The 25,559-nt window shown below is 65.3% G+C and carries 17 protein-coding genes and 3 tRNA genes; 3 read left to right on the forward strand and 17 right to left on the reverse strand.

Annotated elements, in window-relative coordinates:
• Positions 1–2 precede the first annotated feature (2 nt).
• On the reverse strand, positions 3–1,847 hold the full coding sequence (oadA, locus tag ACRWQA_RS18615) for a sodium-extruding oxaloacetate decarboxylase subunit alpha (protein ID WP_434227876.1): 1,845 nt from the start codon (positions 1,845–1,847) through the stop codon (positions 3–5).
• Positions 1,848–1,916: 69 nt separating this feature from the next.
• Entirely contained in the window at positions 1,917–2,162 is a 246-nt protein-coding gene (locus ACRWQA_RS18620; RefSeq protein WP_263582416.1) for an OadG family protein, read from the reverse strand.
• 168 nt (positions 2,163–2,330) lie between these two features.
• On the opposite strand from ACRWQA_RS18620, the gene ACRWQA_RS18625 reads away from it, so the two are divergent.
• A complete protein-coding gene (locus ACRWQA_RS18625) occupies positions 2,331–3,293 on the forward strand; it encodes a tRNA dihydrouridine synthase (protein WP_434227874.1) in 963 nt (320 codons plus the stop codon).
• A gap of 164 nt (positions 3,294–3,457) precedes the next feature.
• On the opposite strand, the gene ACRWQA_RS18630 is transcribed toward ACRWQA_RS18625, so the two are convergent.
• The 9 genes from ACRWQA_RS18630 to ACRWQA_RS18670 form a co-directional block, all read right to left on the reverse strand.
• A tRNA-Arg gene (locus ACRWQA_RS18630) sits at positions 3,458–3,534 on the reverse strand.
• A gap of 100 nt (positions 3,535–3,634) precedes the next feature.
• Positions 3,635–3,711 (reverse strand) — tRNA-Arg (locus ACRWQA_RS18635).
• Between the two features lie 52 nt (positions 3,712–3,763).
• Positions 3,764–3,856, reverse strand: a tRNA-Ser gene (locus ACRWQA_RS18640).
• A 100-nt stretch (positions 3,857–3,956) separates the two neighbouring features.
• On the reverse strand, positions 3,957–4,157 hold the full coding sequence (csrA, locus tag ACRWQA_RS18645) for a carbon storage regulator CsrA (RefSeq protein WP_111412937.1): 201 nt from the start codon (positions 4,155–4,157) through the stop codon (positions 3,957–3,959).
• Between the two features lie 232 nt (positions 4,158–4,389).
• A complete protein-coding gene (locus ACRWQA_RS18650; protein ID WP_434230907.1) occupies positions 4,390–5,640 on the reverse strand; it encodes an aspartate kinase in 1,251 nt (416 codons plus the stop codon).
• 102 nt (positions 5,641–5,742) lie between these two features.
• The gene (gene alaS / locus ACRWQA_RS18655) at positions 5,743–8,352 is read right to left on the reverse strand and encodes an alanine--tRNA ligase (protein WP_434230904.1); all 2,610 of its coding nucleotides are present in this window, start codon (positions 8,350–8,352) and stop codon (positions 5,743–5,745) included.
• 174 nt (positions 8,353–8,526) lie between these two features.
• On the reverse strand, positions 8,527–9,006 hold the full coding sequence (locus tag ACRWQA_RS18660) for a regulatory protein RecX (RefSeq protein WP_434230902.1): 480 nt from the start codon (positions 9,004–9,006) through the stop codon (positions 8,527–8,529).
• A 3-nt stretch (positions 9,007–9,009) separates the two neighbouring features.
• Positions 9,010–10,074: a recombinase RecA gene (gene recA / locus ACRWQA_RS18665; protein WP_263582411.1), complete on the reverse strand. Its 1,065-nt coding sequence runs from the start codon at positions 10,072–10,074 to the stop codon at positions 9,010–9,012.
• A 148-nt stretch (positions 10,075–10,222) separates the two neighbouring features.
• A complete protein-coding gene (locus ACRWQA_RS18670; RefSeq protein ID WP_434230899.1) occupies positions 10,223–10,735 on the reverse strand; it encodes a CinA family protein in 513 nt (170 codons plus the stop codon).
• A gap of 247 nt (positions 10,736–10,982) precedes the next feature.
• On the opposite strand from ACRWQA_RS18670, the gene mutS reads away from it, so the two are divergent.
• The gene (mutS, locus tag ACRWQA_RS18675; RefSeq protein ID WP_434230897.1) at positions 10,983–13,571 is read left to right on the forward strand and encodes a DNA mismatch repair protein MutS; all 2,589 of its coding nucleotides are present in this window, start codon (positions 10,983–10,985) and stop codon (positions 13,569–13,571) included.
• Positions 13,572–13,735: 164 nt separating this feature from the next.
• Entirely contained in the window at positions 13,736–14,059 is a 324-nt protein-coding gene (fdxA, locus tag ACRWQA_RS18680) for a ferredoxin FdxA (RefSeq protein WP_111412930.1), read from the forward strand.
• Positions 14,060–14,584: 525 nt separating this feature from the next.
• Here fdxA and eno read toward each other — a convergent pair.
• The 6 genes from eno to gltB form a co-directional block, all read right to left on the reverse strand.
• Positions 14,585–15,877 carry a phosphopyruvate hydratase gene (gene eno / locus ACRWQA_RS18685; protein ID WP_434230893.1) on the reverse strand — a complete coding sequence of 431 codons (1,293 nt, stop codon included), beginning with the start codon at positions 15,875–15,877 and terminating at the stop codon, positions 14,585–14,587.
• A 150-nt stretch (positions 15,878–16,027) separates the two neighbouring features.
• On the reverse strand, positions 16,028–16,879 hold the full coding sequence (gene kdsA, locus ACRWQA_RS18690; protein ID WP_434230891.1) for a 3-deoxy-8-phosphooctulonate synthase: 852 nt from the start codon (positions 16,877–16,879) through the stop codon (positions 16,028–16,030).
• 5 nt (positions 16,880–16,884) lie between these two features.
• The gene (gene pyrG / locus ACRWQA_RS18695; protein ID WP_434230890.1) at positions 16,885–18,540 is read right to left on the reverse strand and encodes a CTP synthase; all 1,656 of its coding nucleotides are present in this window, start codon (positions 18,538–18,540) and stop codon (positions 16,885–16,887) included.
• A gap of 115 nt (positions 18,541–18,655) precedes the next feature.
• Positions 18,656–19,210, reverse strand: coding sequence for a cupin domain-containing protein (locus ACRWQA_RS18700; protein ID WP_434230888.1), 555 nt, complete (start codon positions 19,208–19,210; stop codon positions 18,656–18,658).
• Positions 19,211–19,336: 126 nt separating this feature from the next.
• On the reverse strand, positions 19,337–20,758 hold the full coding sequence (locus ACRWQA_RS18705) for an FAD-dependent oxidoreductase (RefSeq protein ID WP_434230887.1): 1,422 nt from the start codon (positions 20,756–20,758) through the stop codon (positions 19,337–19,339).
• 23 nt (positions 20,759–20,781) lie between these two features.
• Positions 20,782–25,233 (reverse strand): glutamate synthase large subunit, encoded by a 4,452-nt coding sequence (gene gltB, locus ACRWQA_RS18710; RefSeq protein ID WP_434230884.1) that lies wholly within the window; start codon positions 25,231–25,233, stop codon positions 20,782–20,784.
• Positions 25,234–25,559: the final 326 nt, after the last annotated feature.

Below are 25,559 nucleotides of genomic sequence, written 5' to 3' on the forward strand. Positions count from 1 at the left end.
CCTTAGAGAACGATCAGCGTGTCGCCGACGGTGACGCTATCACCCTCGCCGACCTTGACCTCGGAGACGGTCCCGGCACTCGCCGCCCGCACCTCGGTCTCCATCTTCATGGCCTCGAGGATGATCACAACGTCGCCCTCCTTGACCGTGTCGCCCGGGCGCACGTTGACCTTGAAGATGTTACCGGCCAACGGTGCGGCGATCGTCGCCCCGGAGGAGGCCGGGGCGCTCCCGGCGGGCTGGGCAGCCGGCTGGCCCGTCTGCTCGGTCACGGCGCCGATCTCGCCGCCCTCGGCGACCTCGACCACGTACTGCTTGCCGTTGACCTTGACGGTGTATGTCTCGGGGCCGGCAGGTGCACTGGCCTGAGCCGGCATCTTGCCCTCGGCCGCGCCCTCCCGGGAAGCGACCGGCAGGCTGGCCTTGCTCGTTTCCTTGCCCGGCGCCTGGGGTACCGGCTCGAAGGCGTCGGGGTTGTCGCGGTTCTTGAGGAATTTCAACCCGATCTGCGGGAACAGCGCGTAGGTCAGCACGTCGTCGATCTCGCGCTCGCCCTCGGCGAGGCGGATGCCATCAGCCTTGGCCTTCTCCTTGAGCTCGGCGGCCAGTCGCTCCATCTCTGGCTCGAGCAGGTCGGCGGGGCGGCAGGTGATCGGTTCGCCGCCCTCGAGCACGCGGCTCTGCAACTCCTTGTTGAACGGAGCCGGAGCAGAGCCGTACTCGCCCTTGAGCAGCGCCTGGACCTCCTTGGAGATCGACTTGTAGCGTTCGCCCATCATCACGTTCATCACCGCTTGGGTGCCGACGATCTGCGATGTCGGCGTGACCAGCGGGATGAAGCCCAGGTCCTCGCGCACCCGGGGGATCTCGGCGAGCACATCGTCGAGCTTGTCGCCGGCGCCCTGCTCCTTGAGCTGGCCCTCCATGTTGGTGAGCATGCCACCCGGCACCTGGGCGACCAGGATGCGCGAGTCGATTCCCTTCAGCGAGCCCTCGAAGGCAGCGTATTTCTTGCGCACTTCGCGGAAATAGCCGGCGATGTCCTCGAGCAGTTCGAGATCGAGGTTGGTGTCGCGCTCGGTGCCCTTGAGAATCGCCACCACCGACTCGGTGGGGCTGTGGCCATAGGTCATCGACATCGATGAGATGGCGGTATCGACGTTGTCGATGCCGGCCTCAACGGCCTTGAGAATGGTCGCGGTGGACATGCCGGTGGTGGCATGGCACTGCATGTGGATCGGAATCGACAGCGCCTTCTTCAGCCGCGAGACCAGCTCGAAGGCATCGTAGGGTGCGAGCAGGCCGGCCATGTCCTTGATCGCCAGCGAGTCGGCGCCCATGTCGGCGACGGTCTCCGCGAGCTCCACCCAGCTGTCCAGAGTGTGCACCGGGCTGACGGTATAGGAGATGGTGCCCTGGGCGTGGCCGCCCGACTTGCGCACGGCCTTGATCGCCCGCTCAAGGTTGCGCGGGTCGTTCATGGCATCGAACACGCGGAACACGTCGACGCCGTTGGTCCTGGCGCGCTCGACGAAGCGGTCGACCACGTCGTCGGCGTAGTGGCGGTAGCCGAGCAGGTTCTGGCCGCGCAGCAGCATCTGCTGGGGCGTGTTGGGCATGGCCACCTTCAACGCCCGTATCCGCTCCCACGGGTCTTCTCCGAGGTAGCGGATACAGGCGTCGAAGGTGGCGCCGCCCCAGGATTCCAGCGACCAGAAGCCGACCCGGTCGAGCTTGTCGGCGATCGGCAGCATGTCGTCGAGCCGCATGCGGGTGGCGAACAGCGACTGGTGGGCGTCGCGCAGTACGACGTCAGTGATGCCCAGCGGGCGCTTGGTCTCACTCATGAAGATGACCCCGTAGATGGCGTGTTGTGTAGTAGTATTACCTTTCGCGGCGACGAGCCGCGGCGGCGATCAGCGGCGATGGCGTCGGCGATAGCGGTGCACGGCGGCGCTGATGACGGCCGTGAGCTGGGCGTCATTGGCCTTGTCGGAGGAAGTCGGCACGGGGGCCGGAGGCACGGGAGCTGGCGCCAGGCGGCAGACGATCTTCGACATCAGTGTCGTGATCAGCACGAGGATAGTAAGAAAAACAAAAACGAACCCCATACCGACCCCCATCAGGGCCAATCCGTCGAGTAGCAATTGCTTGTCCTGCATGCTCTCTCCCCCTCGTTCTTCGCGACCTGCCGGTGAACTGCCGCAAACATGTCGCCAAGCTGTAAAATGTCGGCCATATAAACTGCCACACTCTGGATATATTGCAAGCGCGCCATGGTGGAAGACAAAGTTGTTGTTTTACTACAAGGCAGGATCGGACTCGCTCCCATGGAGGGCGTCATCGATGCCCATACTCGCGACCTGCTGACCCGCCAGCCCGGCTTCGACTGGGCGGTGACGGAATTCGTTCGCGTCGTCGATGCGCGCCTGCCGCCACGGGTCTTCCTGCGCCACTGCCCCGAACTCGATGCAGGCGTGGCAACGCCCTCTGGCATCCCTGTGGCGCTGCAACTGCTGGGCAGCGACCCGAAGGCACTGGCGGCCAACGCCGAGCAGGCCCTTCGGCTCGGCGCCCGCGAAATCGACCTCAACTTCGGCTGCCCGGCCAAACTGGTCAATCGTCACGACGGCGGCGCCTCGCTGCTGCGCGACCCGCGCCGCGTGCACGCCGCCGTGGCGGCCGTCCACTCGGCCGTGGGCAGCGAAATCCCGGTCACGGCCAAGATCCGCCTGGGCTTCTCCCACCGTCGCCTGGCGCTCGACTGCGCCAAGGCCGCGGAAGACGGCGGCGCGACCCAGCTCGTCGTTCACGCGCGCACCCGCGACGAGGGCTACCGCCCTCCGGCCCACTGGGAGTGGATCGGCCGTATCCGCCGGCACCTGCGCATCCCGGTCGTCGCCAACGGCGACATCTGGAGTCTGGAAGACTACTGGAAGGCACGCACGCTGTCCGGCTGTCGTGACGTCATGCTCGGGCGCGGCGCCCTTGCCGACCCATGGCTGGCGCCGCGTATTCGCCACTGGCTGCTTACCGGCGAGCCACTGCCCGCCACGCCATGGCAGGCGCGCGCCGCCATCCTGACCGAGTTTGCTGCATTGCAGCGTATCACACTTCCCGACCGGGTTGTCACGTCCCTGGTGAAGCAATGGCTGAATCACATGCGCCAGCAAGATGCAGAGGCGGCCCGGCGCTTCCAGGCGGTCAAGCGCATCAACGACCTGGAAACGCTGCTGGCGGGGCTCAGCCCTCAGCGCATGCAGAGGACCTGCGGCAGCCTCGAGCCGGCTTGAACAAGCCGCATAAAAAAGGGTGCCCATCGCCTCGCGAAGGGCACCCAAACGATCGCGCGGCCGACATCATCCCATGCCGGCTCGGCTAGTCGATACGCAGCCCCGGCGACAAGGCAGGGGCCAAAGCAGAAGACCCGCCCTCGAAACGAGGACGGGTCGTAATCTGGCGCGCCCGGGAGGATTCGAACCTCCGACCACCTGATTCGTAGTCAGGTACTCTATCCAGCTGAGCTACGGGCGCTGATGAAACCACTTCTTTACTGCGAATGCCTTGCTTCGAACCGCGCGATGAAAGACTCCGTGCATTCGCGAACGACCGCTCGTGCTCATTTCGTCAATCGTGGCGCGCCCGGGAGGATTCGAACCTCCGACCACCTGATTCGTAGTCAGGTACTCTATCCAGCTGAGCTACGGGCGCATCATCACGCTTTCGAACTGCCTCACGCTTCGAGCTAAGGCAACGTGTCGCATGGCGGAGAGGGAGGGATTCGAACCCTCGATGGGGCTATAAACCCCATACTCCCTTAGCAGGGGAGCGCCTTCAGCCACTCGGCCACCTCTCCCTCAACGACACGGCGCATATCCTATCGTTCTCGTGCCCCTTTGTCCAGCGTATTCAGCTATTTGTTTATCTATCACAAACTGCCGAAGGAGGCGGGGCACTCAAGAAGAGGAGCTGCTTCCCCCTTCATCGTCGGACTTCTCACGCTGAATGCGCTGGTAGATCTCTTCACGATGTACGGCGACATCCTTGGGCGCATTGACGCCAATTCGGACCTGATTGCCCTTGACGCCAAGGACGGTCACGGTGATGTCATCACCGATCATCAGGGTTTCACCGACTCGGCGGGTCAGGATGAGCATGACTGATCTCCTTCTCAGACGACTAGCAACGGGATGCGCGTCGATCCCCGACGCTTAGTTGCTGCTTGCATTATGTAACATATGGACCACTGTGCACCACCACCAACCCCACCATGACACCATGACAGCGTTGAAGGGAAGCCAGGCCGCTCATCGCAACAGGCTTCCCCCAGCGTAGAACACGCATAGCTTGCTAGTCGTTCATACCTTGTTAAATTTCTTATTTGCTTCCCTATTCGCTTTCGATATCGCTCTTGTCCAGACCGAAAGCGGTATGCAGGGCACGCACGGCGAGTTCCATCTGCTTTTCGTCGATCACAACGGAAATCTTGATTTCCGAAGTGGAGACCATGCGGATGTTGATGTTCTCGTCAGCCAGGACGCGGAACATCTTGGCGGCCACGCCCGCATGTGAGCGCATGCCTACACCAACCAGCGAAACCTTGGCGATGTTGTCGTCGCCGTTGACCTCGCCACCGCCCAGGTCGGGGATGACCTGCTCCTCGAGAATCCTCAAGGTCTTCTTGTAGTCGCCCTTGGCCACGGTGAAGGTGAAGTCGGTGTAGTCGCCTGCCGGCGCCACGTTCTGCACGATCATGTCGACTTCGATGTTGGCATCGGCGATCGGTCCGAGGATGCGCGAGGCGACGCCCGGCACATCCGGCGTGTTGAGCAGGGTCAGCTTGGCCTCGTTGGCGGTGAAGGCGATGCCTGAGATCAGCGGTTCTTCCATGGAGTCCTCGTCTTGGTCGGATTCAGCAACGATCAGGGTGCCGGGGCCATCCTGGAAACTGGACAGCACGCGCAGCGGGACATTGTACTTGCCGGCGAACTCCACCGAACGGATCTGCAGCACCTTGGAGCCGAGGCTCGCCAGCTCGAGCATCTCCTCGACAGTAATGCTGTCGAGGCGCTGGGCCTTGGAACAGACGCGCGGGTCGGTGGTGTAGACCCCATCGACATCGGTATAGATCTGGCATTCGTCGGCGCCCAGCGCGGCGGCCAGCGCCACCCCGGTGGTATCGGAGCCGCCACGGCCGAGGGTGGTAATGTTGCCCTCCTCGTCGACGCCCTGGAAGCCGGCCACCACGACCACCTTGCCCTCGTCGAGGTCCTCGCGCATCTCGTCGGTCTCGATGCGCTGGATTCGCGCCTTGGTATGGGCGCTGTCGGTGAGGATACCCACCTGGGAGCCGGTGTAGGAGGTCGCCGGCACGCCGAGCTTGTGCAGGGCGAGCGCCAGCAGCGAGATGGTCACCTGCTCGCCGGTGGAGACCAGCATGTCCATCTCGCGCGGCGTGGGTTCGTCGTTGATCTCGTTGGCCATGCCGATCAGGCGGTTGGTCTCGCCGCTCATGGCGGAGACCACGACCACGACCTGGTGGCCGTCGTCACGGAAGCCCTTGACCTTCTCGGCCACGGCCTTGATGCGCTCCACGGAGCCCACCGAGGTACCGCCGAATTTCTGTACGTATAGTGCCATCTACGGTTTTCCCTCGCTTGTCGAGCGCAGCACGCCCGTATGAGTGAAAGTCGTCCAAAGTCGAAGGGCCGGGACATTCACGGTCGCCGGCCCTCTGTCGCCTTACTGAAGCTGCTGTTCGACCCAGGCGGGAACGCTCTCCAGCGCCGCCGGCAGGGCCGCGACATCGCTGCCGCCGGCCTGAGCCATATCGGCGCGACCGCCGCCCTTGCCGCCGACCCGGGACGCCACGTGATTGACCAGCTCACCGGCCTTGACCCTGCCGGTCAGGTCGTCGGTGACGCCGGCAATCAGACTTACCTTGCCAGCCTCGCCGTCCGCCACCCCGAGCACCACGATGCCCGAACCCAGCTTGTTCTTGAGCTGGTCCAGCACGCCGCGCAACTCCTTGGCCGAGACACCCTCGAGCCGCGTGGCCAGCACCTTGACGCCATTGATCTCGCGCGCCTGGCTGAGCATGTCGCTGCCTGCGGCACTGGCCAGCTTGGCCTTGAGCCGCTCGAGCTCCTTCTCCAGGCTGCGGTTGCGCTCCACCAGCGACTCGACGCGCTCCTCGACCTGCTCCGGCTTGGCCTTGAGGCGCTCGCCGATGCGGCCCAGGCGCGCTTCCTGCTCGCGGAAGTACGCCAGCGCACCCTCGCCGGTAATCGCCTCGATGCGCCGTACGCCCGCGGCAATGCCCTGCTCGGCGACGATATGAAAGCAGCCGATGTCACCGCTGCGCGCCACATGGGTGCCGCCGCACAGTTCGATGGAGAAGTCGTCGGCGCCGATGGTCAGCACCCGAACGCTATCGGCGTACTTGGCCTCGAACAGCGCCGCCGCGCCCCTGGCCTTGGCCTGGTCGAGGGTCATCTGCTCGATGCGGGTCGGCGCGTTGGCGAGTATCTGCTCGTTGACCAGACGCTCCACCTCGGCGAGCTGCTCGGGTGTCATCGCCTCGAAGTGGCTGAAGTCGAAGCGCAGACGTTCGGCCGTGACCAGCGAGCCCTTCTGCTGCACGTGCTCGCCCAGCACCAGGCGCAGCGCCTTGTGCATCAGGTGGGTGGCGGAGTGGTTGCGCACGGTGGCCGCACGCAGCCCGGCGTCGACCTGGGGACGCACCTCGGCGCCTACGCTGAGATTGCCCTCGAGCAGCACGCCGTGGTGCAGGTGATGGCCACCCTGCTTCTGGGTGTCGGTCACCTGGAAACGCCCCCCCTCGACGTGCAGGTAGCCGGTGTCGCCCACCTGGCCGCCGGACTCGCCGTAGAAGGGCGTGCGGTCGAGCACCACGATGCCGCGCTGTTCGGGCTGAAGCGCCGCCAGGGCATTGCCTTCGCCATCGACGATGGCGGTGACGGTGGCGCGGTCCTCGAGCTTGTCGTAGCCGGTGAAGGCGGTCTCGCCCTCGAGCTCCAGCGCGGCCGCGTAGTCGGCGCCGAACTGGCTGGCGGCACGGGCACGCTCACGCTGGGCCTCGAGTTCGCGCTCGAAGCCGGCCTCGTCGAGGGTCACGCCGCGCTCGCGACAGACGTCGGCGGTGAGGTCGTACGGAAAACCGTAGGTGTCGTAGAGCTTGAACACCGTGGCGCCGGGAAGCTCGTTGCCTTCGAGGTCGGCCAGCGCCGCCTCGAGCAGACCCATGCCGTGGTCCAGCGTCCGCGCGAACTGCTCCTCCTCCTTGAGCAGGATGCGCTCGATCTGGCTGCGCGCCTCGCGCAGCTCGGGATAGGCCTCGCCCATCTCGGCGTCTAGCGCCGCCACCAGCTGGTGGAAGAACGGCTCGCTGGCGCCCAGCTTGTGGCCGTGGCGAATGGCGCGACGAATGATCCGACGCAGCACGTAGCCGCGCCCCTCGTTGGAGGGCAGCACGCCATCGGCGATGAGGAAGGCACAGGAGCGAATGTGATCGGCGATCACCCGCAGCGAAGGTGCGGTGGTATCGTCATGGCCGGTCGCCTTGGCCGCCGCCTTCAGCAGATTCTGGAACAGGTCGATCTCGTAGTTGGAGTGCACGCCCTGCAGCACAGCCGCCACGCGCTCCAGCCCCATACCGGTATCGATCGAGGGCTTGGGCAGCGGGTTCAGGTTGCCGGCCGCGTCGCGGTCGAACTGCATGAACACCAGGTTCCAGATCTCGATGTAGCGGTCGCCGTCCTCCTCGGGGCTACCGGGAGGCCCGCCCCAGACCTCGGGGCCATGGTCGAAGAAGATCTCGGAACTCGGCCCACACGGGCCGGTATCGCCCATCTGCCAGAAGTTGTCCTCGTCGAGCTTGGAGAAGCGTGCCGGATCGACGCCGATCTCCTCTTTCCAGATCTTCTCCGCCTCGTCGTCGCTGACGTGCACCGTGACCCATAGTTTCTCGGCCGGCAGCCCCAGGCGCTCGGTGAGGAAGGTCCAGGCGAAGCGGATGGCGTCGCGCTTGAAGTAGTCGCCGAAGCTGAAGTTGCCCAGCATCTCGAAGAAGGTGTGGTGGCGGGCGGTATAGCCGACGTTGTCCAGGTCGTTGTGCTTGCCGCCGGCACGCACGCAGCGCTGGGATGAGGTGGCGCGCACGTAGGGGCGCGGGTCGCGGCCGAGGAAGACGTCCTTGAACGGCACCATGCCGGCATTGGTGAACAGCAGCGTCGGGTCGTTGCCCGGCACCAGGGAACTCGATGGTACGACGGTGTGGCCGTGCTCTTCGAAGTAACTCAGAAAGGCCTGTCTGATATCTGCGCTTTTCATGGCATATCCGTGGCGATGAGCGTGGTCACCCGACGGGCAGGCGCGTTTCGGACCGTCGATCCTGGCCGAGAAACGCAAGCGCTGTGTGTCAGGAGCGCCACCCAGGGGCGTTCGCAAAGGGATGCATTATAACGCAGTTGTCAAGCGACTAAAGGGGAGTCGCACATGGCGGGATCAGTCGACTGAATCGAGTCGCTCCAGCGCATGGCGGATCTGCTCGAAACCGAAGCCTCGAGAAGCCAGGAAGCGCTCGCGGCGGGCACGCTCGCGGGGGGAGTCGCCGGAGTGGGTGAAGCGCCGGGCCAGCACTTCGGTGGCCAGCTCGAACCAGTCGACTTCGCCTGCCTGTTCGGCTTCGGCCAGGGTCTTGGCGATCAGGGAGCGCTCGAGGCCGCGCCGCTCGAGTTCGGCACGCACCTTGAGCGGCCCCTGGCCTCGCATCACGCGGGAACGCAGGAAGCTCTCGGCAAAACGGGCATCGGACTGCAGCCCTTCGCCGGCCAGCTCGTCGAGACTGGCATCGATCGCTTCCGGGGAGTGGGCTCGGGCTGCCAACCGCTGCGCCAGCTCGGCGCGGGAGTACTCGCGCCGGGCCAGCAGGCGGATGGCGTCGTCCCGCGGGGACGACGCACGCGCTTCGGGCAAGGCAGGCATGGCTTAGAGCAGGTCGTCCTCGCGCTCGGCTTCGACGGCGACCGGCTCACCGGCCTCCTCCTCCTTGGGCGCCACCGTCGCCAGTAGCTGGCCGCGGATCTGGCTCTCGATCTCCTCCATCACCGCCGGGTTGTCCTCGAGGAACTGGGCGGCGTTGGCCTTGCCCTGGCCGATCTTGTTGCCCTTGTAGCTGTACCAGGCACCGGCCTTGTCGATCAGGTTGCACTGCACGCCCAGGTCGACCACTTCGCCGGCGTGGTAGATGCCCTTGCCGTAGAGGATCTGGAACTCGGCCTGGCGGAACGGCGGGGCCACCTTGTTCTTCACCACCTTGACGCGGGTCTCGTTGCCGGTGACCTCGTCGCCCTGCTTCACCGAGCCGGTGCGCCGGATGTCCAGGCGCACGCTGGCGTAGAACTTGAGCGCATTGCCGCCGGTGGTGGTCTCGGGGCTACCGAACATCACGCCGATCTTCATGCGGATCTGGTTGATGAACACCACCATGCAGTTGGCGTTCTTGATGTGACCGGTGATCTTGCGCAGCGCCTGGGACATCAGGCGCGCCTGCAGGCCGACGTGGGAGTCGCCCATCTCGCCCTCGATCTCGGCGCGCGGGGTGAGGGCCGCCACCGAGTCGATGATGATCACGTCGACACCACCGGAGCGCACCAGCATGTCGCAGATCTCCAGCGCCTGCTCGCCGGTATCCGGCTGCGAGACCAGCAGATCGTCGAGGTTGACGCCGAGCTTTTCGGCATAGCTCGGGTCGAGCGCGTGCTCGGCGTCGATGAAGGCGCAGGTCTTACCCTGCTTCTGGGCCTGGGCGATGACTGACAGGGTCAGGGTGGTCTTGCCCGAGGATTCCGGACCGAAGATCTCCACCACGCGGCCGTAGGGCAGGCCACCGATACCGAGCGCGATGTCGAGCCCCAGCGAGCCGGTGGACACCGACGGCATCACCACCCGCGGCGTATCGCCCAGGCGCATCACGGTACCCTTGCCGAACTGGCGCTCGATCTGGGAAAGGGCGGCATTCAATGCCTTGGAACGGTTTTCATCCTGTGCCATGAGGCTCTCCTCGCAGAACACGCTGACGCTTGCAGGTGCAAAATGGATGGCGGGCTGCCGACGGGGAGCTCGCCTGGACACTGTATGGTTGGACAGTAGTATGACGAAAAATTCGCCGCGCGACTAGCCACTCGATGAATACGATCGCCTAGCCGGCCTCGAGGTAGCGAATCAACCCGACGATGGCCTCGCGCACTGCCCGTTCGCGCACTGCGCGGCGGTCGCCGGGAAACTGGAAACGCTCGGCCTGCTGGTGCGTCTCGCTGCCCCAGGCCAGCCATACGGTACCCACCGGTTTATCCGGCGTCCCGCCATCGGGCCCGGCCACGCCGCTGATCGCCACGCCGAGCTTGGCCCCGCTGTCACGGCAGGCGCCCGCGACCATGGCCTCCACCACCGCCTGGCTGACGGCGCCATGCTGGGCGATCAGCGCCTCGGGAACACCCAGCAGGCGCGCCTTGGCGGCATTGGAGTAGGTGACGTAGCCGGTCTCGAAGTAGTCCGAGCTGCCGGCCACCGAGGTGATCGCACTGGCCACCCCGCCGCCGGTACACGACTCGGCGGCCGTGACGCTCACACCACGCTCGCGACAGCGCCGCCCGAGCCGTTCGGCGAGTGTGGCAAGATCGAGGTTGGCCAGGCTGGAAGCGCTATGAGGCATGGTATCGCTCCTTGTTCGAGAGGGTCGGCGATAGGTATCAGCCGCGTGTCCTGCAACTGCCTGCTACCATAGCGCATCCTTCCCCTCGGTACAGGCAGGGGGTGGTAAACGACCGCGGCAACTCCCCATTGGCCGCTGCCGGGAAAGCGCAGCCGGGAGAGGGCCGTTTCGACATGTCGACCATGGGCCGTGCGTGGTAACCTTGCCCTCTCCTGCCCCGCACAACCGACGAGCCAGCTGAGAAAGCATGAACGACGCGGTCAAGACAGACGTGCCGAGCCATACCCCGATGATGGCCCAGTACCTCAGGATCAAGCGCGAGCACCCCGATGTGCTGCTGTTCTATCGCATGGGCGATTTCTACGAGCTGTTCTTCGACGACGCCAAGCGCGCCGCCGCCCTGCTCGACATCACCCTGACCCAGCGCGGCCAGTCCGCCGGCAAGCCGATCCCCATGGCCGGCGTGCCCTACCACAGCGCCGAGGGCTATCTCGCGCGCCTGGTGAAGGCCGGCGAGTCGGTAGCGATCTGCGAGCAGTTCGGCGACCCGGCGACCAGCAAGGGGCCGGTGGAGCGCAAGGTGGTACGCATCGTCACGCCCGGTACGCTCTACGACGAGGCGCTTCTCGATGCCCGCCGCGACAACCTGCTGGTGGCCGTGCACCCGGCCGGCGACTGCTGGGGTGTCGCCTGGCTGGAACTCTCCAGCGGCCGATTCAGCGTGCTCGAGGTGGAAGGCGAAGGCGACATGCTCGCCGAGCTCCAGCGCCTCGACCCCGCCGAGCTGCTGGTGCCGGACAGCCTCTCGTTGCCGCCCAGCCTGGAGGGGCGACAGGGGCTGCGGCGTCAGAGCGACTGGCTGTTCGATCTCGAATCCGCCACTCGCCTGCTGTGCGACCAGTTCCAGGTGCAGGACCTGCGCGGCTTCGGCTGCGCCCACCTCGAGGCCGCCCTCACCGCCGCCGGGGTGCTGGTGGAGTACGCCCGCGACACCCAGCGCTCGCGCCTGCCCCACGTCACCGCGCTGGGCGTCGAGAACCGCGACGACGCGGTGGTGATCGATGCCGCCAGCCGTCGCAACCTGGAGATCGACACCAACCTCGGCGGCGGCGTCGACAACACGCTGGCCAGCGTACTCGACACCACCGCCACCGCCATGGGCTCGCGGCTGCTCAAGCGCTGGCTCAACCGGCCGCTGCGCGACCGCGCCCAGGTGCAGGGCCGCCAGGCCGCGGTCGCCCTGCTGCTGGAGCAGGAAGGCTTCGTGGCCCTGCGCGAACTGCTCAAGGCGATCGGCGACGTGGAGCGTATCCTGGCCCGGGTGGCGCTCTACAGCGCCCGCCCGCGCGATCTCGCCCGCCTGCGCGATGCCCTGCTCACGCTGCCGGAACTGCAGGGCGAACTGCAGGGCTACAGCGAAGGCACCGCGCTCGACGAGCTGGCCCACCATATCCGGCCCTATCCGGCCTTGGCCGACATGCTCGCGAGGGGGCTTAACGACAACCCGCCGGTGGTGATTCGCGACGGTGGCGTGATCCGCGAGGGTTTCGACGCCGAGCTCGACGACTACCGCGGGCTGGCCGAGCACGCCGGCGACTACCTGGTGAAGCTCGAGGCTCGCGAGCGCGAGCGTACCGGCCTGGCCGGGCTCAAGGTGGGCTATAACCGGGTCCACGGCTACTACATCGAGATCCCCCGCGCCCAGGCCCGCGAGGCGCCGGTCGACTACGTGCGCCGCCAGACCCTGAAGAATGCCGAGCGCTTCATCATTCCCGAACTCAAGGAGTTCGAGGACAAGGCGCTGTCGGCAAAGTCCCGCGCCCTGGCCCGCGAGAAGCTGCTCTACGACGGCCTGCTCGACTCACTCAATGGCGAGCTCGGCCCCTTGCAGGGCACCGGCCGGGCGCTGGCCGCGCTGGACGTGCTGGCGGCCTTCGCCGAGCGCGCCCAGGCGCTCGGCTTCTCTCGCCCGCGTCTCGCCGAGTCGCCGGGTATCGAGATCCGCGGCGGTCGCCACCCGGTGGTGGAACACGTCAGCGACTCCCCCTTCGTGCCCAACGACCTGGTGCTCGACGACAGCCGCCGCATGCTGGTCATCACCGGGCCCAACATGGGCGGCAAGTCGACCTACATGCGCCAGGCGGCGCTGATCACGTTGCTCGCCCATACCGGCAGCTTCGTCCCCGCCGACGAGGCCTGCATCGGACCAGTGGACCGCATCTTCACCCGTATCGGCTCGTCGGACGACCTGGCCGGCGGACGCTCCACCTTCATGGTGGAGATGACCGAGACCGCCAGTATCCTGCACAACGCCACCGACCACAGCCTGGTGCTGATGGACGAGATCGGCCGCGGCACCAGCACCTTCGATGGCCTGTCGCTGGCCTGGGCCAGCGCCGAGCACCTGACCCGCACCCGAGCCTTCACCCTGTTCGCCACTCACTATTTCGAGATGACCGCACTGGCAGAGCAAGCCGAGGGGGTGGCCAACGTGCACCTCACCGCCGCCGAACATCGCGATGGCATCGTGTTCATGCACCGCGTGGAGGAGGGTCCCGCCAGCCAGAGCTACGGCCTGCAGGTGGCGCAACTGGCCGGCGTGCCGCAATCCGTCATCGCCCGTGCGCGTGACAAGTTGTCTCAGTTGGAGCAGCAGGAGGTCGATCAGGGCAGCCGCGGCAGCCTTCCTTCGGCAGGCGATGCCAAGCCGCTGCAGAGTGACCTGTTCGCCACCACGCCGCATCCGTTGCTCGATGCCTTGGCCGATCTGGATCCGGATGGACTGACGCCGCGCCAGGCGCTTGAGCTGATCTATGCCTGGCGTGAACGGCTCTAGGCTTCGTGCGGCTTGCTCAGGCCTTTGGGCATGTCTAGAATGTAGCGTTCAAAGCGCTACACACTTATAAGAAGCTACTTTTTTATAACTATCAGGATTAAGACTGATACCGATCATCACCACCCGGGCTCCCGCACGACCCGGCTGCGAGGAGGGAGACAGGCATGACCTTTGTCGTCACCGAAAACTGCATCAAGTGCAAGTACACCGACTGCGTCGAGGTCTGCCCGGTGGACTGCTTCTATGAGGGCCCCAACTTCCTGGTGATCCACCCGGACGAGTGCATCGACTGCGCCCTGTGCGAGCCGGAGTGCCCTGCCGAGGCGATCTTCTCGGAGGACGAGCTGCCGGAGGGTCAGGAGGAATTCATCGCCATCAATGCGGAGCTCTCCGAGGTGTGGCCCAACATCGCGGAGAAGAAGGACCCGCCGGCCGACGCCGAGGAGTGGGACGGCAAGCCCGGCAAGCTGCAGTATCTGGAGCGCTGAACGCCTATCGCCTCCCGCACCTGATGCACACGCGCCGGATGCCAGTGGCTTCCGGCGCGTGTGCATGAGCGCAACGCACCGGAACACGAGGCTCGGGCGTGAACCTCCAGGCATGAAAAAAGGCGGCCCAAAGGCCGCCCGGCTCCCAGCATTTCCTTGGGCGGTTCCCTCCGCCCTCTCTCCTGCGGCAACTTCCATGCCCGGAGGCGACTTCCTGTCACACCGGGCGTGCCACGTAGATAGCATCCCGTTGCATCCTGCCGGAGAGCCTCCCGCTCTGCCTTGTCCCATGTGCATTCTGGCATTTCCGCCAAAGGACGCAAGCGCCTCCCAAGCAACCTCAAGGCCCTCCCCAGGTTGACAGGAGGCACTGTAAATTCAGTAAAAACAGTGACATATAAAAAGGCCGACACATTAAGTATCGGCCTTTTTGTCCTATATAGGCTTAGATCGTCGCCTCCGTGTAGTCAATGTCCTACAAAAATTGTCAGCGATGTCGTCGGCCAGGCGGCTAGAAAGTACCCGTCACTGCCCCTTGATCGCGGTGCGGCCAGGGTAGTCGACACGATCACCGAGCTGCTCTTCGATCACCAGCAGGCGGTTGTACTTGGCAACCCGATCGGAGCGGCACAGCGACCCGGTCTTGATCTGACCGGCCGAGGTGCCCACCGCCAGATCGGCAATGGTGGTGTCTTCGGTTTCGCCGCTACGGTGGGAAATCACCGCGGTGAAGCCGGCATCCTGGGCCATCTTGATGGCGTCCAGCGTCTCGGAGAGCGAGCCGATCTGGTTGAACTTGATCAGGATGGAGTTGCCGATTTTCTCGTCGATGCCGCGCTTGAGAATCCGGGTGTTGGTGACGAACAGGTCGTCGCCGACCAGTTGCACCTTGTCACCGAGCTTGTCGGTCAGCGCCTTCCAGCCCGCCCAGTCGGACTCGTCCATGCCATCCTCGATGGAGACGATCGGGTACTGGTCGCACAGCTCGGCCAGGTAGTCGACGAAGCCCGCCGCATCGAAGGATTTACCCTCGCCGGACAGGCTGTATTGCCCATCCTTGTAGAACTCGGAAGAAGCGCAGTCGAGCGCCAGGGTGACGTCGCGGCCGAGCTCGTAGCCGGCATCGCTCACCGCCTGCTTGATCACCGCCAGCGCCTCGGCGTTGGACTCCAGGTTCGGCGCGAAACCGCCTTCATCGCCTACGGCGGTGGCCAGGCCACGCGCGGCCAGCACCTTCTTCAGCGCATGGAAGATCTCGGCACCTACTCGCAGGGCCTCGCGAAAGTTCGGCGCACCCACCGGCTGGACCATGAACTCCTGGATGTCGACGTTGTTGTCGGCATGCTCACCGCCGTTGAGGATGTTCATCATCGGCACCGGCATGCTGTACTGACCCGGCTGGCCGTAGAGTTCGGCGATATGCGCGTAAAGCGGCATGCCCTTGGCGTTGGCAGCGGCCTTGGCGGCGGCCAGCGACACGGCGAGGATGGCATTGGCGCCAAGATTGGCCTTGTTGTCGGTACCGTCGAGTTCGAGCATGACATTGTCGAGGCCACGCTGGTCGCGGGCATCCAGGCCGACGAGCCGCTCGCGGATGGGGCCGTTGACCGCTGTCACCGCCTTCAGCACGCCCTTGCCCAGGTAACGCGACTTGTCGCCGTCACGCAGCTCAAGTGCTTCGCGCGAACCGGTGGAAGCGCCACTCGGGGCACAGGCCACGCCCACCGCACCGCTCTCCAGGCGCACTTCGGCCTGGACGGTGGGGTTGCCGCGGGAATCGAGCACCTCGAGGGCGTGGATTTCGACAATCTTGGTCATCTCTGTCGTCCTTTCATTCAGTCAGCGTTGATTGAGTCAATGGGGAACCGCTTTCTCTCTCGACTTATAAGAGGGTGCTTACAAACTACTGCGCTCGGCCCGTCGCTCGTGACTTTTGTAAACACCCTCCAGGAGCTGCCTGGGTCAGGCTTATTCTATTTTCAGTGCCGGGAGGCCCTTTACCAGTTCATCGAGGGCTTTCAACTGAGCCAGAAAGGGCTCCAGTTGGTCCAGCGGCAGCGCACAGGGACCGTCGCACAAGGCGTTGTCGGGATCCGGGTGGGCTTCGAGGAACAGCCCGGCCAGCCCCACGGCGACACCCGCGCGCGCCAGCTCGGCCACCTGCTGGCGGCGACCGCCGGCGCTGTCGGCACGCCCCCCCGGACGCTGCAGGGAGTGGGTGACGTCGAAGAAGACCGGATACCCCGTCTGCTTCATGTCGCCGAAGCCGAGCATGTCGACGACGAGGTTATTGTATCCAAAGCTCGACCCGCGCTCGCAGAGCAACAGACGGTCATTGCCGGCCTCCTCGCACTTGCGAATGATGTGGCGCATCTCGTGGGGCGCGAGGAACTGCGGTTTCTTGATATTGATCACCGCGCCGGTTCGGGCCATGGCCACCACCAGGTCGGTCTGGCGAGCCAGGAAGGCGGGCAACTGGATGATGTCGGCCACCTCGGCCACGGGCTCGGCCTGCCACGGCTCGTGCACGTCGGTGATGAGCGGCACGCCGAAGCGCGACTTCACCTCGGCGAGTATCTCGAGCCCCTTCTCCAGGCCGGGGCCGCGGAAGGAGTGGATCGAGCTGCGGTTGGCCTTGTCGAAGCTGGCCTTGAACACGTAGGGCATGCCGAGCCTGCCGCATACCTCGACGTAGGTTTCGGCCACCTCGAGGGCGAGCTCTCGGGACTCCAGCACGTTCATGCCACCGAGCAGCATCAGCGGCAAAGAATTGCCGGCGGTGAGGCCGGCAAACGAGATATCGCGTTCAGGCATGGGCATCGTCGTCACTCCTGGTGCGCGGTCTGGGCGCGGGTGCGCGCCGCCTTGTGCTCTAGCGCCGCGTTGACGAAACCGGTGAACAGCGGATGGCCATCACGCGGCGTGGAGGTGAATTCAGGATGGAACTGGCAGGCCACGAACCAGGGATGGTCGGGCAGCTCGATCATCTCCACCAGGGAATTGTCGACGCTCTTGCCCGACACCACCAGGCCGGCCTGCTCTAGCGCCTCGATGAACTGGTTGTTGACCTCGAAGCGATGCCGATGGCGCTCGACGATCTCGTCGCTGCCGTATGCCTCGCGGGCCTTGGTTCCCGGCTCGAGGTGGCAGACCTGACCGCCTAGGCGCATGGTGCCGCCAAGATCGGAGGCCTCGTCGCGCAGCTCGATCTTGCCCTCGGCATTGATCCACTCGGTGATGAGGCCGACCACCGGATGCTGGGTGTCGTGGGTGAATTCGGTGGAGTTGGCGTCCGCCCAGCCGGCCTTGTGTCGCGCGAACTCGATCACCGCGACCTGCATGCCGAGGCAGATGCCGAGGTAGGGAATGTCGTTCTCGCGGGCGTAGCGGGCCGTCTCGATCTTGCCTTCCACACCGCGCTCGCCGAAGCCGCCGGGGACCAGGATCGCGTCCTTGCCGGACAGGCGTTCGGTGCCGTGACGCTCGATGTCCTCGGAGTCGATGTAGTCGACGTTGACCTTCACCCGGGTCTGGATGCCGGCGTGGATCAGCGCCTCGTTGAGCGACTTGTAGGCGTCGAGCAGTTCCATGTACTTGCCGACCATGGCGATGTTGATCGACTTGAGCGGATTGAGCTTGGCGTCGAGCACATGGACCCACTCGGTCAGGTCAGCCGGCTCGACATCGAGGCGCAGCTTGTCACAGACGATCTCGTCGAGGCCGTGCTCGTGCAGCATCAGCGGGATGCGATAGATGGTATCGGCATCCTGCAGCGGGATGACCGCACGCTCCTCGACGTTGGTGAACAGCGCGATCTTGCGCCGCTCGGTTTCCTCGAGCTCGACCTCGCTGCGACAGATCAGGATGTCGGGCTGGATACCGATGGAACGCAGTTCCTTGACGCTGTGCTGGGTCGGTTTGGTCTTGGTCTCGCCTGCTGTCTTGATATACGGCACCAAGGTGAGGTGCATGAAGAGCGCCCGGCTCGAACCCAGCTCGCTTCTGATCTGGCGGATCGACTCGAGGAACGGCAGCGACTCGATGTCGCCCACGGTGCCGCCGATCTCGACCAGTGCCACGTCGAAGCCCTCGCCGCCGGCATAGACCCGGCGCTTGATCTCGTCGGTGATGTGCGGGATCACCTGCACGGTGCCGCCCAGGTAGTCGCCGCGGCGCTCGCGACGCAGCACGTGCTCGTAGACGCGGCCGGTGGTGAAGTTGTTGCCCTGGGTCATCTTGGTGCGAATGAAGCGCTCGTAGTGGCCCAGGTCGAGGTCGGTCTCAGCGCCATCTTCGGTGACGAACACCTCGCCGTGCTGGAAGGGGCTCATGGTGCCCGGATCCACGTTGATGTAGGGATCGAGCTTAAGCATGGTGACCTTGAGGCCGCGCGCCTCGAGTATCGCCGCCAGCGAGGCCGACGCGATGCCCTTGCCGAGAGAGGACACAACGCCGCCGGTCACGAAGATATATCGTGTCATGGAGAACCTGTCGAAACGTGATCGTGAGGCTTGGCAGAAAGCCGCGCCAGGATGGGACGACAGCGTAGCAGATTACGACCAATGGCTCAATTTTGCCGCCGAGCTGATGCCCTGGTCACGACCACCACTGCGCGGTGCCGCCGCCCAGCGGATCACACAAAGGACGCGAGACCCGGGCGATGCGCGCCACTGCTGCGTCGTGCTCGGCCGGGTCGGCCCTCAGCAAGTCGAGCTCATGCTGATCCTCCGGGTAGGCCGCCAGCAGCAGGAAGTCGTCGCTCGACTCCAGATGACAGTGACCGGTACCCGCCGGCAACACCAACGCGTCGCCGGTGTGCAGGTCCAGATCGCTGCCACCCTCGCCACCCAGACGCAGCCTGCCCCACCCCGAGAGCACGCCGAACGCCTCGTGAGCGATGGAGTGGTAGTGGTGGTAGTCGTAGACGCCGCCGCGCCAGCTCGGCCGCCAGCCGTAGGCGCTGAACAGCCGCTCGAAGCGCTCGGCGATGGCTTCGCGGTCGAGGACGGGATTCACGCCTCGCGAGCGAAAGGCCAGCGTCGCCAGCCGGCTGTTGGGAATGCGCCCGTCGTCGGCGAAGATCAGCCGCTCGGGGGCAACCGGTTCGCCTTGCGCATCGGCCAGCCCCAGATCCCTCCGCGTCTCGTCCATGATTCGCGCTCCTCGATGCAATGTACCTGCCCTGAGTCTAGAACCTGTCCGGAGTCTAGAAAAAGTCGGCGCATGACGAAAACGCCCCGGCAGGGCCGGGGCGAGTGTCATGGCACATCGAAAGACTTACACGCCGAGATAGTCGAGAATCCCCTCGCCGGCCTCACGGCCCTCGAACACGGCGGTCACCACCAAGTCGGAGCCACGCACCATGTCGCCGCCGGCGAAGATCTTCTCGTTGGTGGTCTGGAAGGCGTAGGCGCCCTTCTCCGGCGCCAGCACGCGACCTCGCTCGTCGAGTTCGATGCCGAAGCGGTCGAACCAGGGCGCCGGGCTCGGCTGGAAACCGAAGGCGATGACCACGGCGTCCGCCGGCAGGATCTCCTCGGAACCCGGCACCACTTCGGGGCGCTGGCGGCCATTCTCGTCGGGCTCGCCCAGGCGTGTGCGCACGACCTTGACGCCCTCGACCCGGCCCTCGCCGACCACTGCCACCGGCTGGCGATTGAACAGGAACTCGACGCCCTCCTCTCGGGCATTGGCCACCTCGCGCTTGGAGCCGGGCATGTTCTCCTCGTCACGGCGGTAGGCGCAGATCACCGAGGAAGCCCCCTGGCGGATCGCCGTGCGGTTGCAGTCCATGGCGGTGTCGCCTCCGCCCAGCACCACGACCTTCTGGCCTTCCAGCGAGACGAAGTCGGCGGGGTCCTTCTCGAAGCCCAGGCAGTGGTTGACGTTGGCGATCAGGTAGTCGAGCGCCTTGTGCACCCCGGGCAGGTCCTCACCGGGGAAGCCGCCGGTCATGTACTTGTAGGTGCCCATGCCAAGGAATACCGCGTCGTACTCTTCGAGCAATGTGTCGAAATCGATGTCCTTGCCCACCTCGGCGTTGAGGCGGAACTCGATACCCATCTCCTCGAACACCGCGCGCCGGCGCTCCATCACCGTCTTGTCGAGCTTGAACTCGGGAATGCCGAAGGTGAGCAGGCCGCCGATCTCGGGGTACTTGTCGTACACCACCGGCCGCACGCCGTTGCGCACCAGGATATCGGCGCAACCGAGCCCCGCCGGGCCGGCACCGATGATGGCGACCTTCTTGTCGGTCCAGGTGACCTGGGACATGTCGGGGCGCCAGCCCATGGCGAAGGCGGTGTCGGTGATGTACTTCTCCACCGAGCCGATGGTCACCGCGCCGAAGCCGTCGTTGAGGGTACAGGCGCCCTCGCACAGGCGGTCCTGTGGGCATACCCGGCCGCACACCTCGGGCAGCGAGTTGGTCTTGTGCGACAGCTCGGCGGCCTCGAGGATATTGCCCTCGGCGACCAGCTGCAGCCAGTTGGGAATGTAGTTATGGACCGGGCATTTCCACTCGCAATACGGGTTGCCGCAGTGCAGGCAGCGGTGCGACTGGCTGGCCGCCTCCTGCGGCTTGTACGGCTCGTAGATCTCGCCGAATTCGCGCGAGCGAGTGCGGGCGTCCTTCTTCTGCGGATCCTGACGCCCCACGTCGATGAACTGGAAGTCGTTTCTGGTCAAACGGTTGGCCATATTCGTATCTCCTGGAATCCGGCTCACTCGGGACGTCTGCGCGATTCGTCGAGCAGGCTGTTCAGGCTCGCCGCCTTGGGCTTGACCAGCCAGAAATGGCGGGCGAAATCGCTGAAGTCGTCGAGGATCGCACGGCCGCGGGCGGAGCCGGTCTCGGTCACGAACTCCTCGATGGTTTCCCGCAGGTGACGCCGATAGGCCTCCATGGCTTCGGTATTGACCCGATGGATCTCTACCAGCTCGTGGTTATAGCGGTCGACGAAGGAGCGGTCTTCGTCGAGCACGTAGGCGAAGCCGCCTGTCATGCCGGCACCGAAGTTGACACCGGTCTCGCCGAGCACGCAGATCATGCCGCCGGTCATGTACTCGCAGCAGTGGTCGCCGGCCCCCTCGATCACGGCATGGGCGCCGGAGTTGCGCACACCGAAACGCTCGCCAGCGGTGCCGGCGGCGAACAGCTTGCCGCCGGTGGCGCCGTACAGGCAGGTATTGCCGATGATCGCCGTCTTGTGGCTCTCGAAGCGGCTGCCCCGGGGCGGTACGATGACCACCTTGCCGCCGTTCATGCCCTTGCCGACGTAGTCGTTGGCGTCGCCCTCCAGATAGAGATGGAGGCCCCGGGCGTTCCACACGCCGAAGCTCTGCCCGGCCACACCCTCGAAGCGCAGAGTGATGGGCGCATCCTCGAGCCCGGCCTCACCGTAGTGCTTGGCCACGGCGCCGGAGGAGAGCGCCGGCACCGAGCGGTCACAGTTGGTGATGGTGAAGGCGAATTCGCCGCCGCTCTTGTCGGCGATGGCCTGTTCGATGGTGGCCAACACCTCCTGGTTCTTGGCGCCCGGATCATGCGGCACGTTGCGACTGACCTGGCAGAACTGCGGCGCATCGGCCGGTACGAAGTCGTTGGACAGCAGCGGGCTGAGGTCGAGCCTGCGCTGTGAGGCGGTATCGCCCTCCAGCACCTCGAGCAGGTCGGTGCGGCCGATCAGGTCGGTCAGCTTGCGCACGCCCAGCATCGCCAGCAGCTCGCGCACCTCTTCGGCGATGAAGCGGAAGTAGTTCTTGACCATGTCCACGGTGCCGCGGAAATGCTCGTCGCGCAGGTACTGATGCTGGGTAGCCACGCCGGTGGCGCAGTTGTTCAGGTGGCAGATGCGCAGGTACTTGCAGCCCAGCGCCACCATCGGCGCGGTACCGAAGCCGAAGCTCTCGGCGCCGAGAATCGCCGCCTTGACCACGTCTAGGCCGGTCTTCAGGCCACCGTCGGTCTGCAGGCGGATCTTGTCGCGCAGGCCGTTGATGCGCAGCGCCTGGTGCACTTCGGGAAGCCCCAGTTCCCAGGGGCTGCCGGCGTGCTTGATCGAGGTCAGCGGGCTCGCCGCGGTGCCGCCATCGTAGCCGGACACGGTGATCAGGTCGGCGTAGGCCTTGGCCACGCCGGTGGCGATGGTGCCGATGCCGGGCTCGGAGACCAGCTTCACCGAGACCTGCGCCTCGGGGTTGACCTGCTTGAGGTCGAAGATCAGCTGCGCCAGGTCCTCGATGGAGTAGATGTCGTGGTGCGGCGGCGGCGAGATCAGCGTCACGCCGGGCACCGAGTAGCGCAGCCTGGCGATAAGATCGTTGACCTTGCCGCCGGGCAGCTGGCCGCCCTCGCCGGGCTTGGCACCCTGGGCCACCTTGATCTGCAGTACCTCGGCGTTGACCAGGTAGGCCGGTGTGACGCCGAAGCGACCCGAGGCGATCTGCTTGATCTTGGAGCTGCGGATGGTGCCGTAGCGTGCCGGATCCTCGCCGCCCTCGCCGGAGTTGGAACGCCCGCCGGCCTCGTTCATGGCCTGGGCCAGCGCCTCATGGGCCTCGGGCGACAGCGCGCCGAGCGACATCCCGGCGCTGTCGAAGCGCGGGATCAGCTCGTCGACGGACTCCACCTCCTCGAGCGCAAGCGGCGTGTCGGCGGCCTTGAGCCCAAGCAGGTCACGGATAGTCGCGGCGGGACGCTCGTTCACCAATCGGGCAAATTTCTTCCACTTGGCGTAGTCGCCCTCCTGCACGGCCTCCTGCAACGCCTTGATCACGTCCGGGTTGTAGGCATGGTACTCATGGTCGTGAACGTACTTCAGCAGGCCGCCCTGGTTGATACCCTTGCGGGGAATCCAGGCGTCCCGCGCCAGCAGTTCCTGCTGCAGCTGCAGCTCGCTGAAGCCGGTGCCCTCGATGCGCGAGGCCATGCCGGTGAAGCACAGCTCGACCACTTCGGAAGAGAGACCCACCGCCTCGAACAGCTGCGAGCCGCGGTAGGAGGCGAGCGTCGAGATGCCCATCTTGGAGAGGATCTTGTAGAGCCCCTTCTGCATGCCCTTGCGATAGTTCTCGCGGGCATCCGCCGGGTTGCCGGTGAGCTCCCCGGTGCGGTGCATGTCGGCCATCACCTGGTAGGCCAGCCACGGGAACACCGCGGTGGCACCGACCCCGAACAGCACCGCCATCTGATGGGCGTCGCGGGCATAGCCGGTTTCGACCACGATGTTGGCCCGCGGGCGCAGCGCCAGCCTGCCCAGGTGGTGGTGCACGGCCCCCACCGCCAGGGCGGCGTGGATCGGCAGCTGCCCCTGCTCGAGGTTGGCGTCCGACAGCACGAGGATAACCTTGCCGTCGTGCACCGCGGCCTCGGCCTGACGGCACAGTTCAAGAATGGCGCCCTTGAGGCTCATCTGCTCCGGGTCGTAGCCCAGGCTCAACTGCTGGTGGGAAAAGGCCGGGTCGTCCTGCTCGAGCAGCGCGGTGAACTTGCGCGGAGACAGGACCGGCGTGGTCAGGATGATGCGATGGGCGTGCTCGGGTGTGGCCTTGAACACGTTGAGCTCGGCGCCAATGCAGGTCTCCAGCGACATCACGATCGCTTCGCGCAGCGGATCGATCGGCGGGTTGGTGACCTGGGCGAACTTCTGACGGAAATAGTCGGTCAACAGGCGCTGCTTGCGCGACAGTACCGCCATGGGGGTGTCGTCGCCCATGGAGCCCACCGCCTCCTGGCCGCTCTCGGCCAGCGGACGCAGCACCTGGTCACGCTCCTCGAAGCTGACCTGGAACATCTTCTGCCAGGTCTTGACCTGCTCGGCATCCATGTTCTGGAAGCTGGCGAGCTCCGTCAGCGCCGACTCGAGGTAGTGCGCCTCCTCCTTCAGCCAGCGCTTGTAGGGGTAGGCGGACTGCAGGCGCTCGTCGATATCAGTGGTGTGCAGCACCTCGCCGGTTTGGGTGTCCACGGCCAGTATCTGGCCGGGACCGACGCGCCCCTTGGCCACCACGTCCTCGGGCTTGTAGTCGTAGGTGCCGATCTCCGAGGCCAGGGTGATGTAGCCGTTCTTGGTGATCACCCAGCGCGCCGGACGCAGGCCGTTGCGGTCGAGCATGCAGATCGCCTGACGGCCGTCGGTCATGACCAGACCGGCGGGGCCATCCCACGGCTCCATGTGCATGGAGTTGTATTCGTAGAACGCGCGCAGCTCCGCCCCCATGGTCTCGACGTTCTGCCACGCCGGCGGCACCATCATGCGCACCGCACGATGCAGCTCCATGCCGCCCATCAGCAGCACCTCGAGCATGTTGTCCATGCTCGAGGAGTCGGAGCCCACGGTATTGACGATCTCGTCGAGCTCGGCGATATCGGGCAGCCGATCGTTGACGAAGTTCTCCTTGCGCGAGTTCGCCCAGCTGCGGTTGGCCTCGATGGTGTTGATCTCGCCGTTGTGGGCGAGCAGGCGGAACGGCTGTGCCAGCGGCCAGCGCGGTGCGGTGTTGGTCGAGAAGCGCTGGTGGAAAACGCAGATCGCCGTCTGCAGTCGCTCGTCGCCCAGGTCCTGGTAGAAGGTGGGCAGATCCACCGGCATCACCAGGCCCTTGTATGACAGCACCTGCGACGACAGCGAGCAGACATAAAAGTCCTCCTCGTCGCGCAGCATCTGCTCGGCACGGCGGCGGGCCATGAACAGGTCGACATCGAAGCGTGAGACATCGCCGAGCTTGCCCGGCTCGACGAACAGGTGACGGATGCGCGGCAGGCAGGCACGTGCGATGGGGCCGCAGCAGGAGGGATCCACCGGCACGTCGCGCCAGCCGCGGATCACCAGACCACAGGCACGCAGTTCGCCCTCGAGGATACCGCGCGCCCGCGCTTCCTTGGCATCGTCGTCGGGCAGGAACACCGCCCCCACGGCGAAGCGGTCGCCGAGTTCGACGCCAAGCGCCTCGGCGGCAATTTCACGCATGAAGCCCTCGGGCATCTTGAGCAACAGGCCACAGCCGTCACCGGTCTTGCCATCGGCGGCAATGCCGCCGCGGTGGGTCATGCAGGTGAGCGACTCGATGGCCGTGCGCAGCAGATCGTGGCTGGCCTGCCCTTCCATGTGCGCGATCAGGCCGAATCCACAGTTGTCACGGAACTCGCCTGGATGATGAAGGCCTCGGTTCATGGGCGTGCCTCAAAGAAAGACTATTGACCAAACGGCATGACAGGGATATTATTATCTGTTTTCTTTCAATTCTTGCTGCTGATCGCAGCCTGCTGCCGTCGCGGGAAAAAGGACGTCAAGCATAGACACTTTCTACCCTGTCGCGCAATCTCCCCACCTACCCGCACCGCCAAAATCCTCATCAAATCCGCAACTTGCCGAACAAGACGAAGCAAAAAAAACCATCAGCTCAAGGACTTGCGCCATACATGGGCAGGTTTCTCACCCGAGAGAACCGGCATTGGACTTTAGTCTAGTTATGGCCATTTACCCCATACCGATACTGC

Source organism: Billgrantia sp. C5P2 (assembly GCF_051062895.2).